The 16685-nt window shown below is 44.9% G+C and carries 17 protein-coding genes and 1 pseudogene; 11 read left to right on the forward strand and 7 right to left on the reverse strand.

Features of this window, described 5'->3' with window-relative positions:
- Positions 1–310: 310 nt before the first annotated feature.
- From L5M29_RS22090 to L5M29_RS22100, 3 genes are all read right to left on the reverse strand, one after another.
- Positions 311–721 (reverse strand): hypothetical protein, encoded by a 411-nt coding sequence (locus tag L5M29_RS22090; RefSeq protein WP_263149226.1) that lies wholly within the window; start codon positions 719–721, stop codon positions 311–313.
- Positions 722–750: 29 nt separating this feature from the next.
- Complete coding sequence (locus tag L5M29_RS22095) at positions 751–1353, reverse strand: DUF2913 family protein (RefSeq protein WP_263149229.1); 603 nt, start codon at positions 1351–1353, stop codon at positions 751–753.
- Positions 1354–1444: 91 nt separating this feature from the next.
- Positions 1445–2320: a DNA replication terminus site-binding protein gene (locus L5M29_RS22100; protein WP_263149230.1), complete on the reverse strand. Its 876-nt coding sequence runs from the start codon at positions 2318–2320 to the stop codon at positions 1445–1447.
- A 355-nt stretch (positions 2321–2675) separates the two neighbouring features.
- On the opposite strand from L5M29_RS22100, the gene L5M29_RS22105 reads away from it, so the two are divergent.
- The 5 genes from L5M29_RS22105 (at position 2676) to L5M29_RS22125 (ending at position 6309) form a co-directional block, all read left to right on the forward strand.
- Positions 2676–3527, forward strand: a complete 852-nt coding sequence (locus L5M29_RS22105; protein WP_263170086.1) for a GIY-YIG nuclease family protein — start codon at positions 2676–2678, stop codon at positions 3525–3527.
- Positions 3528–3599: 72 nt separating this feature from the next.
- Positions 3600–3824 carry a hypothetical protein gene (locus L5M29_RS22110; protein WP_263170087.1) on the forward strand — a complete coding sequence of 75 codons (225 nt, stop codon included), beginning with the start codon at positions 3600–3602 and terminating at the stop codon, positions 3822–3824.
- A 179-nt stretch (positions 3825–4003) separates the two neighbouring features.
- Positions 4004–4207 carry a hypothetical protein gene (locus tag L5M29_RS22115; protein WP_259483837.1) on the forward strand — a complete coding sequence of 68 codons (204 nt, stop codon included), beginning with the start codon at positions 4004–4006 and terminating at the stop codon, positions 4205–4207.
- A 16-nt stretch (positions 4208–4223) separates the two neighbouring features.
- Complete coding sequence (locus L5M29_RS22120; RefSeq protein WP_088212917.1) at positions 4224–4880, forward strand: hypothetical protein; 657 nt, start codon at positions 4224–4226, stop codon at positions 4878–4880.
- Positions 4881–4962: 82 nt separating this feature from the next.
- Positions 4963–6309 carry a hypothetical protein gene (locus tag L5M29_RS22125; protein WP_088212916.1) on the forward strand — a complete coding sequence of 449 codons (1347 nt, stop codon included), beginning with the start codon at positions 4963–4965 and terminating at the stop codon, positions 6307–6309.
- A 523-nt stretch (positions 6310–6832) separates the two neighbouring features.
- Here the strand turns inward: L5M29_RS22125 and L5M29_RS22130 are convergent.
- From L5M29_RS22130 to L5M29_RS22145, 4 genes are all read right to left on the reverse strand, one after another.
- On the reverse strand, positions 6833–7747 hold the full coding sequence (locus L5M29_RS22130) for a DNA cytosine methyltransferase (protein ID WP_259483838.1): 915 nt from the start codon (positions 7745–7747) through the stop codon (positions 6833–6835).
- A 206-nt stretch (positions 7748–7953) separates the two neighbouring features.
- On the reverse strand, positions 7954–9204 hold the full coding sequence (locus tag L5M29_RS22135) for a Y-family DNA polymerase (RefSeq protein WP_263170092.1): 1251 nt from the start codon (positions 9202–9204) through the stop codon (positions 7954–7956).
- On the reverse strand, positions 9201–9935 hold the full coding sequence (locus L5M29_RS22140; protein ID WP_011711510.1) for a S24 family peptidase: 735 nt from the start codon (positions 9933–9935) through the stop codon (positions 9201–9203). The genes L5M29_RS22135 and L5M29_RS22140 overlap by 4 nt, the downstream gene beginning before the upstream one ends.
- 205 nt (positions 9936–10140) lie before the next feature.
- Entirely contained in the window at positions 10141–10500 is a 360-nt protein-coding gene (locus L5M29_RS22145; RefSeq protein WP_011711511.1) for a hypothetical protein, read from the reverse strand.
- Positions 10501–10740: 240 nt separating this feature from the next.
- On the opposite strand from L5M29_RS22145, the gene L5M29_RS22150 reads away from it, so the two are divergent.
- From L5M29_RS22150 to L5M29_RS22170, 6 genes and pseudogenes are all read left to right on the forward strand, one after another.
- On the forward strand, positions 10741–11847 hold the full coding sequence (locus L5M29_RS22150) for a hypothetical protein (RefSeq protein WP_263170113.1): 1107 nt from the start codon (positions 10741–10743) through the stop codon (positions 11845–11847).
- A gap of 167 nt (positions 11848–12014) precedes the next feature.
- A pseudogene (locus L5M29_RS23765) lies at positions 12015–12206 on the forward strand (resolvase); the annotation flags it as partial.
- Between the two features lie 212 nt (positions 12207–12418).
- Positions 12419–12829 carry a DUF6088 family protein gene (locus L5M29_RS22155; protein WP_263170114.1) on the forward strand — a complete coding sequence of 137 codons (411 nt, stop codon included), beginning with the start codon at positions 12419–12421 and terminating at the stop codon, positions 12827–12829.
- Complete coding sequence (locus L5M29_RS22160; protein WP_263170117.1) at positions 12826–13767, forward strand: nucleotidyl transferase AbiEii/AbiGii toxin family protein; 942 nt, start codon at positions 12826–12828, stop codon at positions 13765–13767. Before L5M29_RS22155 ends, L5M29_RS22160 begins: the two co-directional genes overlap by 4 nt.
- Before the next feature lie 7 nt (positions 13768–13774).
- The gene (locus L5M29_RS22165) at positions 13775–16396 is read left to right on the forward strand and encodes a type I restriction-modification system subunit M (RefSeq protein ID WP_263170120.1); all 2622 of its coding nucleotides are present in this window, start codon (positions 13775–13777) and stop codon (positions 16394–16396) included.
- A gap of 1 nt (position 16397) precedes the next feature.
- Positions 16398–16685: restriction endonuclease subunit S (locus tag L5M29_RS22170; protein ID WP_263170121.1), on the forward strand; the 288-nt coding region annotated here is incomplete at its 3' end.

Genomic DNA, 16685 nt, shown 5'->3' on the forward strand with positions numbered 1-16685 from the left:
TATTTCGGAGTCTCAACGTTGAGCTCTGCGGGTATGAGTCAGCCAATTTTATTCGCGATAATCATTGGCTTAGTCCATGCAATTTTTTGGTCAGCATCAACTGTAGAATTTCCAAGTCATTCAGCGCATCAACAACATCACGCTTCGACAGGTTCCCCCACTGTTCCCTAACCCATTTCGACGTAGAGGGGTCGTTCAGGACTCGTTGATTAAACAGCTCGCTCGCGTTAAGGGCTCTGTTTGGCAGGATAAAAGGATTCATAGAGTTACGTCCAATGCAGTACACGGATGGACAATATCACTCGCTATATTAATTGTGAATGTCTTCCGGCATTGCTTTGTTGAGGATATACAAGAAAATCGCAGCCGAAGTGCAGGTGATAACTACGGTTCCAATGCCATAAATAAATAACGAAATTAACGTGCTACCAAGAAACACGTTCTGAATAACCATCGCCGGAAATGTATTGGTATTATCCATTTTAGTAGTGACCAGTAATGTGGCCAGCGCCAGAAATGCAGGGGTGTTAAACTCAACAAGCCCTGTATCACTTAGCCTATACAACCCAGCCGCCATCAAAGCGATAGCGGCACCAGACCGAAGTAGAGGTATTGCGTGATTATGTCGATAAGGGAATATCATCCACAACGCCCAAAAGAAGCCTAAGCCGGATAAGTTGCGTACAACATCATGTAAGGTGAGAGAGGGTAATTGAATCATACCGAGAGTTCCTTTCAGCTATTTGAGCACTATTGAGCATCCAACCAATGAGCGCTATCGATGATAAATAAGTTGGCAGTGTTGTTTGTTAACACCATACATTCAATCAATTGATAATCTGAGTTAAACACCTTCTTAAGTGCAATTAAATTGTCCTCTGAAGTGTAGCGATAGTTAATTATCATCGGAGCAATTTGTTGGCCGTCTTCATTAAAGCAATTTTCAATCTCTAAGCGATTAAAGCGGATCTCACAGACATTGTGGTCCACTGTTACTGGTTGCTCGCTGGTTCGGAATTGAATCGGCGTTTCGATAACCTCAATCGTAGTAACTAACCATTCAGCCAACGCCATCATCCTATCGTATTTCACGCTGGAGCTATTGATTACTGATAGCATTTGATTGATGCAGGCCTCCATATCCTGCCCTTTGCGACCAAGCTGGATAACACGCTTAATATGACTCTTGATTTCACGGTATGACTTGTCATCCACAAAAGGCTTTAACCTTTTTATCAGGATCTCATTGCGGCGTTGCATTGGCACAAATCGGTCTGACTCAGCACAAGTCATATACAAGTGCATCTGCGATGTGTGAAAGACGGATTTAAGCTGCTCTTCGTAACTGTTCATTCATAAGCCTTCAAATTACATTGCTTTACGCACTGTATTACGTCATGGGAATTACGCAAAAATTGACCTAATTACTCTCCGTTTGCGGTCTTTAATTCCTTGCTTCATAGCTGGAGCCATTAAAGGAGCCCAGTGGCGTAGCTGCTTGCTTATCGGCACGAGTACCGCGCTTAACTGAAGCGTCAAACGTAGTGAGTGGCTTGATCTCTAACGGCTCACTTTGCAATACAATAAGCGGCATCGTAGCGGTAACCGTTTTCACCTTCCCGTTAATCATGAGATTGGCCACGGGCTGCGGCTGAATATCCCGACGCGCCCGAATCATCGCTTCGGGGGTGTTCAAGATGTTCTGCTTTAACAGCAATAGCTGACTTGGGCATTCATCGCCAAGGCGCTTAATATCCGCGTTCAGTTGCTGTAGCAATTTGTCTTTATCGACCTTCGACACCACATCCTTGCATAACCAGCTGAGCCGCGCCGAGGTCATGGGTTCGTCAAAGCATCGGATTTGGCGATAGAGATGTAACGCCATGACACCAGGGCAAACCTCTCGTAGTTTCTCAAATCTGTCTGCACGGGCGCTGTACTTGGTGGTGATTTCCTTCTCGATGGCCGCTTTAGCCAAGTTAATCCGGGCAATGACATCCATAACTTTGTGAGTGACTAACGGCGATGTGGAGTACCAAAGCACCCCAGGCGTTCTACGAGCTGAGCGCTGCGAGTAATCAGGATGAATGTGTAAATCACCGTAAGCGAGTTTGGCTTTCGTTACTGCTGCAAGACCCAGTGTTTCGCGTACCGAAATCACCGTCACCGGCTCGCGCACTTTCTCAGCCGATTTTATGACGGGCGGTACAGGTGTCACGCTGGCACGGATAGGGGTATTCGAATCAAGCAGGTGATTGAGCTCCCGCAATGAGGATTGGATCACTTCATAGCTATCCGATATGATACACAAAGCTATCACCTTAAAGTATTTTTGTTGTTGTCTTACTGTAACCTCATTTAGACCATCATGCAATGATGTGGGCTAACAAAGATAGGTGTACACCCCTACCTCTTGAGTATCTGGATAGATAATTAATAGTGCTCAATAAAGTGGCGATGGCCATATTTGAGAAAGTGGAAGAGAAATTTAGATAATCTTAGTGACGACAAGATTATGGCAGATTTTGCAAATAATCGACTTTAGCCATTGAATTGAGATTAGAATACCCTAGCCGCCCTGATGACCTGATGACCTGACCGGTTGATATAACTTACGTTCTTCCCCATACTTATTTGAGCTACATTTATTCGACATTTAACAGGGTCAATTAAGTATGACTTCCAATGCCTTTTTAACACTCGGAAAAGCCACAGACGGAGAGTTAATCGCTATCGATGTGGTAAATAGTGGTAAAACCGACCTCTCCTGCCCCTTTTGTGCCGTGCCGTTGATCGCCGCAAAGGGGCTAGTCAATATTCATCACTTTCGACATGACGGCGAAACCTGCCATGAGTCACTGCAACAGCTGCCACAAATACCAGGCTGGGATCACTTTCACCTTTGCGCGCCTGATTTCCTTGTTAATGTCTTACAGAATTACGCCGAAGCCCATCCTGGGGAAGTATTTTGGTATGAACCTAAGCATGTTCGTGATCTGTTAAAGCACAATCTTATTGAGACCGACAGTTACACGGGTAAATATCGACTGACCGATGCCGCGTTAATCATCACCGGCCAACTATCGCTGAGTAAATTCAGCAACTGGTTTCGCCGCCAACTCACAGCCCGGATACATAGAAAATCGCAGTTAGTGGCTAACAACGAACTACATCGAGCACACTTTGAGATTGAGGCTTGGCGCCAACAGCAGCTGATGATGGCTACCACCTATTTATTTGAGTTAACCCTAGACAGTGGTGAAGTCATTTATAAGGTGGGCCGGACACGTCGTGAAGTGAACGTAAGGTTAGCTGAAGTCATGTCAGAGATGAAAGCCCACTTTAACCAGGACATCTCCACCAAAGTATTGCGGTTAATCCCTTACGGCGGTTATCTGGAGCAGTATGTATTGTATCGATACCGGCTATCAAAGAGAGAGATAGGAAAGCATCAAGAATATCTGAGCCTCGATGCGTCAGCATTGAAGCAGCTTAAGGCCGCATTCACACGCGTAGCCAATGACTAAGCCCCCTTCGATAAGGACGAGCGCTTTATTGCCACAGGGCGTTGGCGTTACGAACCCAAGCGATTAGATGCTGTGCGTAAAGGGATTCGCCAGACGATTCAAAGCGGCAGCAGTTTTGGGCGCCCCAAGGGAACCATCAAAGTCGGTGGCGAGGAATGGCGCAAGCAGTATCAATATGTGATTGATCTGTTGGAGGCAGGCAATCTCACTCAAGAGAAAATCGCCAGATTAACACTCAATCGCACCTCGACGGTGAAGCGAGTTAAACAAGTTATATCCAAGGAAACGCCAGAATAAGCGCGTCAGAGTTTAACGGAATTATCAGGTGTACTCCGTGCTCTTGCTTATTCCTTCCCCCTAGTTTGCATGATGGTCTAAATTGAATTATTTTGGCATCGGTTATATTGGGAATTATCATTTGGTGTTAATGTCTTCCCCAGAATTACATTTGGAAATCTTTTGCTCGGGACTAAACAATGTTACGTGAGATGTTCAACTTCAATAGTGCTAGTGACACAGTGAAAACCTATGTATTGCGCTTACGCCGTGCCAAGCAAATGGAAACATTAGAACTGATGGTTGAGCGCCTTGAGGCCGATGCGAAAAACGCCGTTGAACGCGCCGACATCGCCCATGCATACAGCATTAGGGAAATGGAAATATCTGATAGTATTTATTAACCTTAAATAACCACTTATGGCAAATGAAGGCTGGCTAGCAGTATTCAGTTTAGGGATAGCCCTAACGCTACTGTCACTATTGCGCGACAGGGTATTTTCCACCATTGGGCGTGGTTTGTTGTTTCGTCTTTATGCTGCCCCGGGTGTAATTGTCCATGAACTCAGTCATGCTCTTACTGCAATTCTGGTTCGGTTTACTATTACCAAAATATCCTTTTTCTCACCACAGCCTGACGGCACACTTGGCTTCGTGCAGTACCAGTACCGACCATCATTAATTAGCCCTGTGTTACGTTTATTCGTCGGAATAGCCCCGCTTTTCGGCGGATTTGCTGTTGTGTGCATACTTAATTGGTTATTCCAGGCGCCAGCCACCATTGACTGGTCTGCACTTTATAATTTCGCCGTTGATGAACCGTTGCGGTTTGGAATCTGGATGTATTTCACTTCTTCAGTCGTGGCTAATGCCGTTCCAAGCAAGTTTGATCTGAATAACAGCTATATTGCTCTGTACTGCCTGTGTTTTGTGATTGGAGCCCTGCCACTCAGTTACACCACTCTTTTGAATTTGCTCAGCTCTATCATGGCACTGTGCTTATTGGTAATGTTACTCTTTGTAGTAGTGTTATCTGGGGTATATTTCTGGCGACAACTTTCAAACATTAACATTTAAGCACGTTGATAATCATTATCTATGAGCAGCTATTACCGGATCGCACGTAGAGTGAAACCAATTCAATCTGGAGTTTTATTCGATGCAAAAAGAACCGCGTATTCATCATCTCTATGTAGCAACGGCGAAATACCTTTTTGCTCATCCCAAGCACGGTATCGTTAAACTCCTTGACCCAATGACGGTCAGTGACGCCAAGCGTTACCAACTAAGCCCTATTTTACTTTACGGTCTCACAGTCGCAGGCCTACCCATTCGCTGGATGACATTTGCACCAATTGACGCGCCAATTGCAATTAAAGGATTTTTGGCCAATGCTTGGGAGCACGCCAAAGGGTTAAGGGGCTTGCCTGATATTGTGCGCGTAAACAAGTATCTACATGCAGCTTGCCCGTTACTTGCCGAAGCACTGCAACCACTTGGCGTAGAACTGCAAGTTACTGCGCCTAATGATAGATCACACCCAGGCTCACTAAGGTCTGCGCAAGAAAGTGCGCAATATATCTCCATGACAGCGAGTTCGGCTCCGCCCCAACCGCAAGAAACACCTTTTGATACCTTATGCCGTTTTGCGAAAGATGATCATCTGAAAGATGTAAGAATCGCACCAAGTTACCACAGCGGTAAAGAGGCATTGAAAATTATGCAATGGCTGCAGCAACCAATACAGCCCTTGAGCGCACCACTAAATGACACCGAACTCGATTGGCAAACTGGGGATTGGTTGTCGTCGTGGGAAAAGTCGCTACCAGAATCCGGGCCTCGCTATTTCAAGAGAGATTCAATTGACAACTTCATGTGGTTAATGAGCGGCACGAACGCTGACTATATCGAACTGAGCGATGATGACGAATATGAACACAGCGATAACACTGCAGAACTGATAAAAATGCTTCTCGCAAATTGGCCAGGCAAGATGGTTGATATTGCCAAGCTATGCAGCATTACTCTAAAAGAACTTAATTGGTATCTCGGAAGCGCTGCAACATTGCCACCAGCCTCCTTATTTCAGCTAAAGCGAATCCTTGGCATTGGGATAGAGCTTGAATACCTACTTCAAACAATCAATGGACCTTACGTCTTGATGGCCAACAAACCAAAAGCGCTCGAAGATTTCTACAACGAATATACAAACGGTGGTAATGCAAGCGCTTTCGAAATTATCCCTGACAATGCACATGCCGACCCAAGTTACCGTTATATGTTGATTTGCCCTTACAGCAAACTGCCTAGCTTACTGATGGTGCCGCGGGGTTCATCAATTGCAGACCGTATTCCAGATCTATTGTTTAACTACGAAGGCGTTAGGCGTGTTGGCGCAAAACTTTATCGAGAAGCAGTGAGTACCTGTGCGGCAGTTGCAGTAAACCCTACGAACAACATTGCTATCATGTCAGAATTCACTTCGAGATATTCCTTCGAAGAGTAATACTGAACTAACATCTAATTCTATTGCCGGCCACTTGAAAATATCAATTCTGAAGCAGGCTTAAACGCAAAGAAGAAAGCTACACTGCCTAAGGCAAACCCAACAATTGAGCCCAACAACGCATTTTCGCATCCTATTAAGTCGTGGAAGGTAAACCCGCACAGGATTGAAGCCACGATATAAAGACCTAAAAATACTGCCTTGTACATGAACACCTCAAAAGATTTATCTGAATTATTTCGCGTTGAACTATGTTCGTTTACCGATGTTGAGTGTTGCCATAATTAAACTTGCAAATACAAACCATAGTGCCGCTTGGTGTTGGTCAAATACTGTTGACAAGATTATCGCCACTCCTAGTAATAGGATGTTTAAGATCATAACTTTTATACTTTTCATAGGTGATCCTTACTACAAGCATTTAAATTTGGTGGAATGATACCACAGCACTTTAGTCGCTCTATTTCCAGTAGATTTTCAATGAAAACTCAAAATCTATCTGTTACTTTATCTGCCCAGCTAATTACGCAGCTTTTAAAACAGCGCTTATAACTTCTTTTGCCATGACCGGCGGAACAGCGTTGCCAATCATCATTTTTGTTGCCGTAGCAGATGCCGGCCACTGATAACATTCATCAAAGGTTTGTGCTGCTGCTAGCTCTCTAAGACTCAATGGCCGAATTAAATCGCCAATGACAAGACTATGCTTGTTGATCGTGGTAATAGTGCCTATGGGGTTGTCAATCGAACGTCCAGACCTAGCGCTTCCATAAGCAGCATCAAGAAACACCTCACCAAACTGTTTCCGTCCATTAGTGACTCTTTTCTGTGTTGCTAACACACGATTAGAAATATGGTCCCACTTGTACGCATGCATGTCCATGTCTATAAAACTTCTAGCTGCTATTGGCCCTTTTTCTGGCAGTTCTAGAACGATCGGTTTCGTTGTTCTAGTGGCTACGATAAATAGACGCTCGCGATTCTGTGGCACTCCCAAGCGGCTTGCGTTTACATGGTTAAACGATAGAGAATATCCCAATGACCGCATCGCATATTCCCACGCACCAAAAAGCTCCCAACTCAGGAAATCTGCCACATTTTCAATCACAGCTATTGGGGTCCTATGCACCTCTAGGCAACTCACAACGGCCCAAGCAGTTGACCGACTCAAATCTGCCTTCTTGCTGGATTTCTTCTTTCCCGCTGCTCGACTGTGTCCCTGACAACAAGGGGAAGCAAGCAAAATATCGTGTTCTGGTACTAACGACCAGTCTGCTTGATGCAGATCTTGACACTTATGTGCGACCTCTGGATGATTTAGCTCATGATATTTAACTACTAACGGGTTGTGATTAGCCGCCCACAACATGCGTAGTCCAGCCATCTTTCCGCCGGTTGTATTCCCCCCAGCTCCAGCAAATAGGTCTATTCCCCGCATGGCTTCACCCGGTTAAATCTACGGAGTGCTTCTTTCGCTCTCTTCTTACAAGTCTCCCAGGATAGCCGTTTATCTTTTTTTCGATAATCTTTGGCCAAAGACTCAATTTGCAACTCTAAATCTGATTTTAACCGCATGATGCTCTCCTAAATTCGTTGAGAGTAATCATCACACAAGCTTTAAATGAGGCAAATTTTACTACGTTGCTAACAGTGAATGGTTGGAATTTCATTCCAATTTGTTAGATAAGATGGACTCAAGAACGCTCGCCGCATCTGCCATTTTTTCTCAATGCCATTGGCAGCGACGAACACGGCACCTTTGCCCATTTGCTCGTTTAATCTGTCCATGACTGACATCAACGCTGGTTTTCCCAGGTTGTCGTTGAACATATCGAGCTGCAAGCCTGGTTCTATATCTAATAGCCCTACCCCAACGCGATAGTACGGCACTGCGGCATAAAATGACTCAACCGCAGAGGTAATTTGCTGACTGATAATCATGCTGTCACTGGTGGGAGCTGGTAAATGAATTGTCCGACTGAAACCACTAACACCATGCTTGTCATACGCGGATGTTTGAGCAAAAAATACCAAGCAACGTGCTACCGATTTTTGACCCCTTAGCTTTCGAGCCGCTTCACACGCATGGAATGACAACGCCTCTTTTAACCCCGCTATCGTCGTTATTCGCTGGCCAACTGAGCGTGTGGAGAATATCTGTCGCTTATTAACGGGCATATCGTCCCAGTTAAACGCCTTTGTCCCATTCAATTCGAAAATTGTTCTTTCGATGTTAACGCCAAACATTTTCCTCGCGGTCTTAGTCTTCATTTGGGCCAACTGCAGCGCAGTATGAATCCCCATCGAATTTAGCCTCTGGCCAATTCTTTTTCCTACACCCCACACCTCGGTAGTCAACATTGCACCTAAAATGGCTTCACGATTGTGCGCTTTAATCACGCAAACACCGCGATAGCCTAAGCGCTTCGCTGCATGATTTGCGGCTTTCGCCAGCGTTAAGGTATCCCCTAGCCCGACACCAATAGGCAATCGGACCTCGCGCCAGACATCGTGCCTGAGCTTGCGGCCTAATATTGAGAGGTTCTGTGGTGTGTCATCATTCCCAAATTCAGCAAAAATCTCGTCTATCGAATAGGGAAAATACGAAAAACACTCTCTCGATGCGACTTTCATAAACTGAGAGCTGATTTCTGAATACAAGGCGTAATTGCTCGAGCAAACAACCACGCCATTCGCCCTACAGAACTCAGCAACTTGAAAGTAAGGCGTGAATTTTTTAAGCCCCAACGCAGCCGCTTCAGGGCTTAACGTCACTGTCATGCCGTCATTGTTCGAGACCACAATTAGAGGCTTACCACGATACTGCGGGTTAAAAATCTGTTCGCATGAGCTGTAAAACTTATTCCCATCGCATAACGCTATTATGCTGCTCATACCAATAAACTCGGTTGTTTCAATAATCTAATGGATGCTGGCACGACCCCTTCGCACCAGAAGCGGTCATCAAGCCTAATTGATACCGGCTCAAAATCGTCATTAGCCGATAACAACCTGCTATTGGATAGATCTAAGACTTTACAAACAAATTCCTCGTTATACATGGCTATGATGACATCGCCGGAACTTGGAGTTAGTTGACGTGACACTATCAGGATGTCACCGGAGTGGATGCCCACCCCCGTCATAGACTCCCCTCTTGCACGACCCACAAACGTCGATTCAACCAGAAGGTCATCGAGGCTTTTCAACACTAGAGGATCGCGCTTGCGTCGATGAAAGCGCACTGCACAAATGGCCACGCCCTGAATCTCTATCCCGTCTGTGACTGATATTTCGGAATAATGAGCATTGGTATTGGCATGAAGTTGATGATGGTCATGGTCATCGTCTAGCTGCCGACAAACGGTTTCGCCGTGCACCAGCGCCAAAACGACATCTCCCCGCGTCGCAGTCAATGACTTATCAACGACAAGTAGATCTCCGGTAAATAGCCCAAGACCCGTCATAGCGTCGTCGGTAACCTCTGCAAATACCGTTGCTGATGGGTGTGAGACAATAAGATTATTGAGGCTTAGCGCCTTCTCTTGGTATCCAGCGGCTGGACTCTCAAAGCCGTGTATGCCTGCCGATGCCAAACTAATGATGACGTTCATAGGACAAATCACAAATACTGTACATTAATACAGTATAGCTAATTATTGAAACATCGAAAATCCCGAAGATGATTTTTTGCGTAAAGAATACATGGAGGGAACAAATATTAAAAAGATAAGCACTCCATTACAGGGTTAGAAACTACTGCTTGGAAGTTGGGCCTACTACCATCGGGGTTGTAGGCCTCACTGTTTTGAAGAGTATTAGACAGGTGATTTATCGCGTGTAAGTCTCAAACACTCGGTCAATATCCAGCTTGAACGCATCAAGGTCAGGCATTTCTCCAGTATGCTCTACATACCCCCAGAAGAACTCAGCCAGCTCAGCCACAACGTCGAATACCGCAAGCCCTGAGAACGCTTTACCCTCGGCATAGAGATCTTCACCTTTTAGCCAAAACGCTTCAGACAGCGCAAACAGCTCCATCACAAAGTCATCTTCCCCCATCCCCAACACATCACCAATGACTTGCTCGTTGGGGCTCGTCGTCAACACGGCATTGGTCAGATAGTAGTGGTACATAGCGACCTCTGCATGGTTGCGCGGTGCAGTTGGCGTAGTTGCTAGTTCGGTCATTTTTTCTGTCCCATTCAGTTGATGTAGGAACATTCTATTACGGCGGCCGATTCTGGCAAATTTCAGGATTTACCCTTCTATATCAGCACCATACAAGACATGAATGACGCAAATCACCACGGGAAACGGGAAACGATGTTTCCGTAAAAACATCGTTTCCATTGCAGAGTGTTGAATAACTGGCTACACTGGGATTTATCGATGTAAGTCATTAACTTTGAAGATGTTTGAGGCAAGCAAATGGAACAATTGGCAGTGAAACCGAAGGCAACTCTTGAGGAAGTGACTAAGCTCGCGAATGAAATGCTTAAAAACGGTGTCGAGCCAACGACACGTAACTTGAGCGTTCATCTGCAGGGCAGAACATCGTCGATCCAAGGGTTCTTGATTGAGTACAAAAATAATCTTGAGCATAGAAAAAATGCTATCGCGGAAGAGGTTGGAAGCCTTGCCGTAGCTAAGTTGCTGTCTCAAGAACTGTTGCTCATGATTGACCGTCGTAACGAATCGCTGACCGAGCAAGTTGCCCAGTTGACGCGAAACCTTGATGAAACGCTATCGCTGTTAAGTGACAGTGAAGATAAGTTAGAAAGCGTCTTGAATACTACGGCGGCTCAAGTTGCGGAGATTGAAACCAGCACCGCAGCCAAGGTCGAAAAGGCCCAATCTGCTGTAAGCCTGATAGAGCAACAACTGCGAGAGTTAAAGGCCACCAGCGAAAAGGCCATTGATGACGCAAGAAATCACGCAAAAGCCGAAGTATTAAAAGCAGAAGCATTAGTAGACGCAGCGAATGGGCGCGTTGCACAAGCAGAGACCGAATTAAGGGCATCTCGAGAGCAAATTAAATTACTCAGCATCGATGTTGCGAAGCGTGAACTAGAACAGCGAGAGTTAGAGCAAGCGAAGGCCACCATTGCAACTCTGCAGGCCACACTATCAAAGCAGCAAGACCAGATCTCATACACCACAGCGAACCTTGAGCGATTGACGCAGGACCGAACAGAATTAAAGGCTACAGAAGCCAAGCTAGGTAAGACTGCGGAAAATTTAACGGCAACCTTAGTATCGGTGCGCAATGAATTAGCAGACTCTCGAGCAAAACTAGCCGAGGTTAATGCAGAAAAGTTGGCATTTGAGCGTGATACGCAAAGACTTAATACAGATCTCAATAGTTATCGTCAGCAAGCAAACCAACTCGGAAGCCTCCAAGCTGAGCTTATTAGCGTCGAAAAACAACTGAATCAGGTGAAATTAGATCTATCTCAATCAGAGCGTGAACGGGAGATATTATCCCAAGCTCTAGCTGCCAACCGTGTGGCGGGCAGTCAGACCGAGAAAAAATAAGATATTTCGAAGGATGTTCGTGTTGGAGAGGAATAACTTTCATACTCCTTGTGGCTTACTTCTGGACATAAATCATTTAGTGCTTAGGCTCTAAAATTCGATTTTAGCATTACCATTAGTAATGAATATCCTCAGAAAGTGAGATTGTTATCTAATAGATAGATGGACAAACGCAAGGCACCGAAAAGGCCAAAACCTTAGGCAAGTATCTTGGGCGTCAGCCTGACCATGGATTAAGGCAAAATATTCGGTTACTACTCGATGAAGGGAAAAGCTCGCCACAGGTGCAGAGTCTGCTTAAATGCAGTCGTTCTACCATTGCTAAAGTAGCCAAGTTGAGCGAGTTTGGGTCGGAATAATTCATTTTCATGGATGAACGCTGTTGCATTGCAGACTAGGTGAGAATGGCAGAGGCATATAGGTGGGTACCAATTTAATATAAATTAAAACTTATCAATCATTAGCTTAATTAAATCCTGCTGCAGCATTAAATCTTGATGCAATGCCGCATTTATTCCTATTATCCTCACGTTAAGCTATACTCGCGCTATTGTAGAGTAAGGAGGTTTAAATGGCTGCTGTTGACAGTATCTTTCAAAAGATAAAGCGTTCTAGACGCTACGTTTTCGAACGCAAAGACTTTGACGGCATTGCTAGCTATGACCAGATTGGCCGATCGCTTAACCAGTTAATGGATAGAGGCGAGATAATGAAGCTTGGCTATGGCTTATACACGAAAGCGCGAATAAATAGTCTGACAGGACGTTTAATGCCTACCTGTCCAGGTGGTAGCGATGCACTTATGCGTGAAATATTAAAAATGAAAGACATCGATTTCGAGATAGATAATCTGTCCTTAGAAAGTCTTTCCGGTAAAAACACCCAAATCCCCTCATCCGTTCATTACTCATGGGATCAAAAACAGTTCAATCGCAAATTGGTTGTTGGTAACAGACTGTTGACGCCAGCAAGTAGATCATGAAAAAACTGAAACAACAGTTCTTAGAGGTTTCCGATGCATTAGCGCTCGGAAACCCCGCCATTATTGAAAAAGATTATTGGGTGGTTGCTCTACTTTCTGAGCTTGAACAGTTAACGTTTGAAACTCATCAAATGGTGTTTTCCGGCGGTACCGCACTGGCGAAGTCCAATGTTAAAATACTTCGAATGTCTGAAGACGTGGACATAAAGCTGATCCCGACGCCGCAATTTCAACACCTTAGTCGCGGCAGGAAAAAACAGTATCGTAAAGCGTTAGCAGTACAAATTGAAACAGCGATTATTGCATCGAACAAATTTTCTATCGAAGCTAGATTAGTTCAGGATGAATATCGCTATGTGGAATATGAGCTTAAATATCCGCAACAATTTAGCCAGGCTCCTTGTCTACGCCCAATCATCAAGTTAGAACTGATGGAAACCATTCCACTGCTTGCGCTGGAAACGCGGGGCATCCAATCGTTAGTCGCAGAGCTTTATAAGCTGCCACAAGAAGTGAACGTATTCATCTGCGTATCAGTAAATACCACCTTGGTAGAGAAAGTGCTTTCCATGTTACGCCGCACAATGTCTGTTAAGCGTGATGCAGCCCGAAACGATGACGTCACCTTAGTTAGACATATTTACGACGTACACTGTATTCATGCAGCACAGGCCCTTGATAATGAATTACTTGCGCCCCTTTTTCTCGCCATATTAGCAGAAGATATTGCTCGCTTTGGCAACCAACATGCCGAATTCGTCATGGACCCAGCTAATGAGTTACGCCTTGGCTTACAGGAGATAGAAAGCAACCCACTCTTCAGGCAACGCTTTAATGATTTTGTTAAACCCATGGTGTTTAACTCGCAACCCCCCAATTTTGATACGTGCTTTATGTCCTTTAAACATATTGCGACCTCACTCATTCTGACTATTTAGAGCAAACATGAACAAACAACAACTAGCCGCCAAAATCTGGGAATCCGCCAACCAGATGCGTTCTAAAATCGAAGCTAACGAATACAAAGATTACATCTTAGGCTTTATTTTTTACAAATACCTCAGTGACCAATTAGTGCAGTTTGTCACCAAAGAGGAAATGACACCTGAAGACATTAAAGCCCTAAACGAAGCAGACGCCGACACGGTCAAATACATTCAAGACAACTTAGGCTATTTCATCGCTTACGATAATTTGTTTTCTACCTGGGTTGACTCTAGCTTCGACTTTGACGAGTCCAACGTGCGCGATGCACTTTCGGCCTTTAGTCGCTTAATTTCACCTACCCACAAAAAATTGTTTGAAGGCATTTTCGCCACCCTAGAAACGGGGCTAAGTAAACTCGGTGAAAGCGCGGGCAAACGTACTAAAGCCATCAGCGATTTACTGCATCTCATCAAAAGTATCCCCATGAATAGCCAGCAAGGCTATGACGTACTGGGCTACATTTACGAATACCTGATTGAAAAATTTGCCGCCAATGCCGGTAAAAAAGCCGGTGAGTTTTACACGCCCCATGAAGTCTCGGTACTGATGTCGCACATTATTGCCCACGAATTAAAACACAAAGACACCATCGAAATTTACGACCCAACCTCAGGCTCTGGCTCGCTACTGATCAACATTGGTGAAGCGGTCGAAAAATACGCCAAAAGTAAAGACAGCATTACCTATTATGCCCAAGAGCTAAAAGCCAACACCTACAACCTCACCCGTATGAACCTCATCATGCGCGGGATTAAAGCTAGCAACATCAAAACCCGTAATGGCGATACCTTAGAAGACGATTGGCCATATTTTGATGAAAACGACCCGCAAGGCTCTTACCACGCCCTGTATGTGGATGCGGTCGTCTCTAACCCGCCTTATTCGCAACAGTGGGACCCCAGCTTTAAAGACAGCGACCCGCGCTATTCCCGTTTTGGCTTAGCGCCTAAAACCAAAGCCGATTTTGCCTTTTTGCTGCACGACCTTTACCACCTAAAACCCGATGGCATTATGACCATTGTATTGCCCCACGGCGTACTGTTTCGTGGTGGTGAAGAAGGGAAAATTCGCACCCAGCTCATTGAGCAAAATCATATTGATGCCATTATCGGCTTACCCGCTAATATCTTTTTTGGTACCGGTATTCCTACCGTGATTTTGGTATTAAAACAAAAAAGACAAAATACCGATGTATTAGTGGTGGATGCCTCTAAACACTTTTTAAAAGAAGGCAAAAACAACAAACTGCAAGCCAGTGACATCAAGCGCATTGTGGATGCGGTCATTCACCGCGAAAACAACGATTCATTCTCGCAGCTGGTCAGCAAACAAACCCTGCGCGACAACGGCTACAATCTCAACATACCCCGTTATGTCGATTCCTCTAAGGCCACGCCAAGCTGGGATTTACGCGCCACCATGCTAGGCGGCATTCCCAATAGCGAAATTGCCGAACTAAAACACTACTGGCAAACCCTGCCACAATTGCACGCCGCTTTGTTTACGCCAACCTCCAGCGCATACAGCGAGTTAGCCATTACTAAAGACGCGGTCAACGCCACCATTACCCAGCACCCGCAAGTCATCGAGTTTATTAACACTTACAACCAAGCGTTTGATGGCGGCAGTCATGGTGTGAGTGGCAACAGCAGCTTTGATGACTACTTGCACACCCATCTGATCCAAAACTGGGAAAGTGTTAACCGCAACCAGCAAGAGCCTGAATTAAGTACCGAGCTATTCACCCGTTTGGCACCTATTGCCCTAATCGACAAATACCAAGCCTACCAATTTTTAAACAACCAATGGCAAGTGATTAGCGCCGATTTAGAGATGATGCACACCGAAGGCTTTGCCGCCACGAAACAAGTTGACCAAAATATTGTTATCAAGAAAAAAGACGGTAAAGACACCGAAGTACAAGACGGCTACAAAGGCCATGTATTGCCGTTTGATTTAGTACAACAAACGCACCTAAGTGATGATTTAACCGCATTGGATAAACAAGAAAACCGCCTTGTCGAAATTGCCAGCACGCTGGAAGAAATCCTCGAATCCCTTTCTGAAGAAGACAAAGAGCAAGACACCGTAAAAGAAAGCAAAGACGGCTTTGCCAATGCCGAAGTGGCCAAGGCGGCCAAAGCCTTCTTGAAAGAACAGAAAGACAGCAAAGTTAAATTTGAGCAGGAAAGCTACGAAGCCAAGATAATGGCGACCAATAAACTCATTGATGAAGAAAAAGCCCTGAAAAAAGCGGTCAAGGAAGCCCAAATCGCCCTGCACTTAAAAACTAAAACCACTATCGAAGGCTTAACCATTGATCAAGTAAACGAATTGCTGCACTTAAAATGGATAGCGCCATTAAGTCTTGAACTCGCCGCCATGCCAAGCGCCGTGATTACTCAGCTCACCAGTAAAGTGCAAGCCCTTGCCGATAAATACGCGGTGACTTATTCGCAAGTAGCGAATGAGATAGAGACCACCGAGCAAGAATTGGCCGACATGATGGGCCAACTTACCGGAAATGAGTTTGACCTACAAGGCTTGAGTGAACTCACTAACTTATTGAAAGGCGAATAAGATGAGTGTTAAAAACAAAGTGCCGGAGATTCGCTTTAAGGGGTTTAGTGGGGAGTGGGAGGAGAAAGTTTTAGAAGATATTTGCGACGTGAGGGATGGTACTCATGCATCACCGAAGTACCAACAAAACGGATTTCCCTTGGTTACATCAAAAAATGTTAAAAATGGGTACATCAATTATGACGATGTTCAATACATTTCTAAAATCGATTTCGATGAAATAAATAAGCGTTCTAAAGTTGATGTTAATGACATTTTAATAGGGATGATTGGCACTATAGGTAATATT

This window comes from Shewanella sp. SM95 (assembly GCF_025653595.1).
Taxonomy (GTDB): domain Bacteria; phylum Pseudomonadota; class Gammaproteobacteria; order Enterobacterales; family Shewanellaceae; genus Shewanella; species Shewanella oncorhynchi.

What these genes read in the sequence shown, in the direction of transcription:
- L5M29_RS22135 (WP_263170092.1), bottom strand. Translation starts at nt 9,204, where the DNA reads ATGAGCAGCATAATAGCGTTATGCGATGGGAATAAGTTTTACAGCTCA.
- L5M29_RS22120 (WP_088212917.1), top strand. Translation starts at nt 4,224, where the DNA reads ATGGCAAATGAAGGCTGGCTAGCAGTATTCAGTTTAGGGATAGCCCTA.
- L5M29_RS22155 (WP_263170114.1), top strand. Translation starts at nt 12,419, where the DNA reads ATGGCTGCTGTTGACAGTATCTTTCAAAAGATAAAGCGTTCTAGACGC.
- L5M29_RS22165 (WP_263170120.1), top strand. Translation starts at nt 13,775, where the DNA reads ATGAACAAACAACAACTAGCCGCCAAAATCTGGGAATCCGCCAACCAG.
- L5M29_RS22150 (WP_263170113.1), top strand. Translation starts at nt 10,741, where the DNA reads ATGGAACAATTGGCAGTGAAACCGAAGGCAACTCTTGAGGAAGTGACT.
- L5M29_RS22125 (WP_088212916.1), top strand. Translation starts at nt 4,963, where the DNA reads ATGCAAAAAGAACCGCGTATTCATCATCTCTATGTAGCAACGGCGAAA.
- L5M29_RS22095 (WP_263149229.1), bottom strand. Translation starts at nt 1,353, where the DNA reads ATGAACAGTTACGAAGAGCAGCTTAAATCCGTCTTTCACACATCGCAG.
- L5M29_RS22145 (WP_011711511.1), bottom strand. Translation starts at nt 10,500, where the DNA reads ATGACCGAACTAGCAACTACGCCAACTGCACCGCGCAACCATGCAGAG.
- L5M29_RS22105 (WP_263170086.1), top strand. Translation starts at nt 2,676, where the DNA reads ATGACTTCCAATGCCTTTTTAACACTCGGAAAAGCCACAGACGGAGAG.
- L5M29_RS22115 (WP_259483837.1), top strand. Translation starts at nt 4,004, where the DNA reads ATGTTACGTGAGATGTTCAACTTCAATAGTGCTAGTGACACAGTGAAA.
- L5M29_RS22130 (WP_259483838.1), bottom strand. Translation starts at nt 7,747, where the DNA reads ATGCGGGGAATAGACCTATTTGCTGGAGCTGGGGGGAATACAACCGGC.
- L5M29_RS22090 (WP_263149226.1), bottom strand. Translation starts at nt 721, where the DNA reads ATGATTCAATTACCCTCTCTCACCTTACATGATGTTGTACGCAACTTA.
- L5M29_RS22160 (WP_263170117.1), top strand. Translation starts at nt 12,826, where the DNA reads ATGAAAAAACTGAAACAACAGTTCTTAGAGGTTTCCGATGCATTAGCG.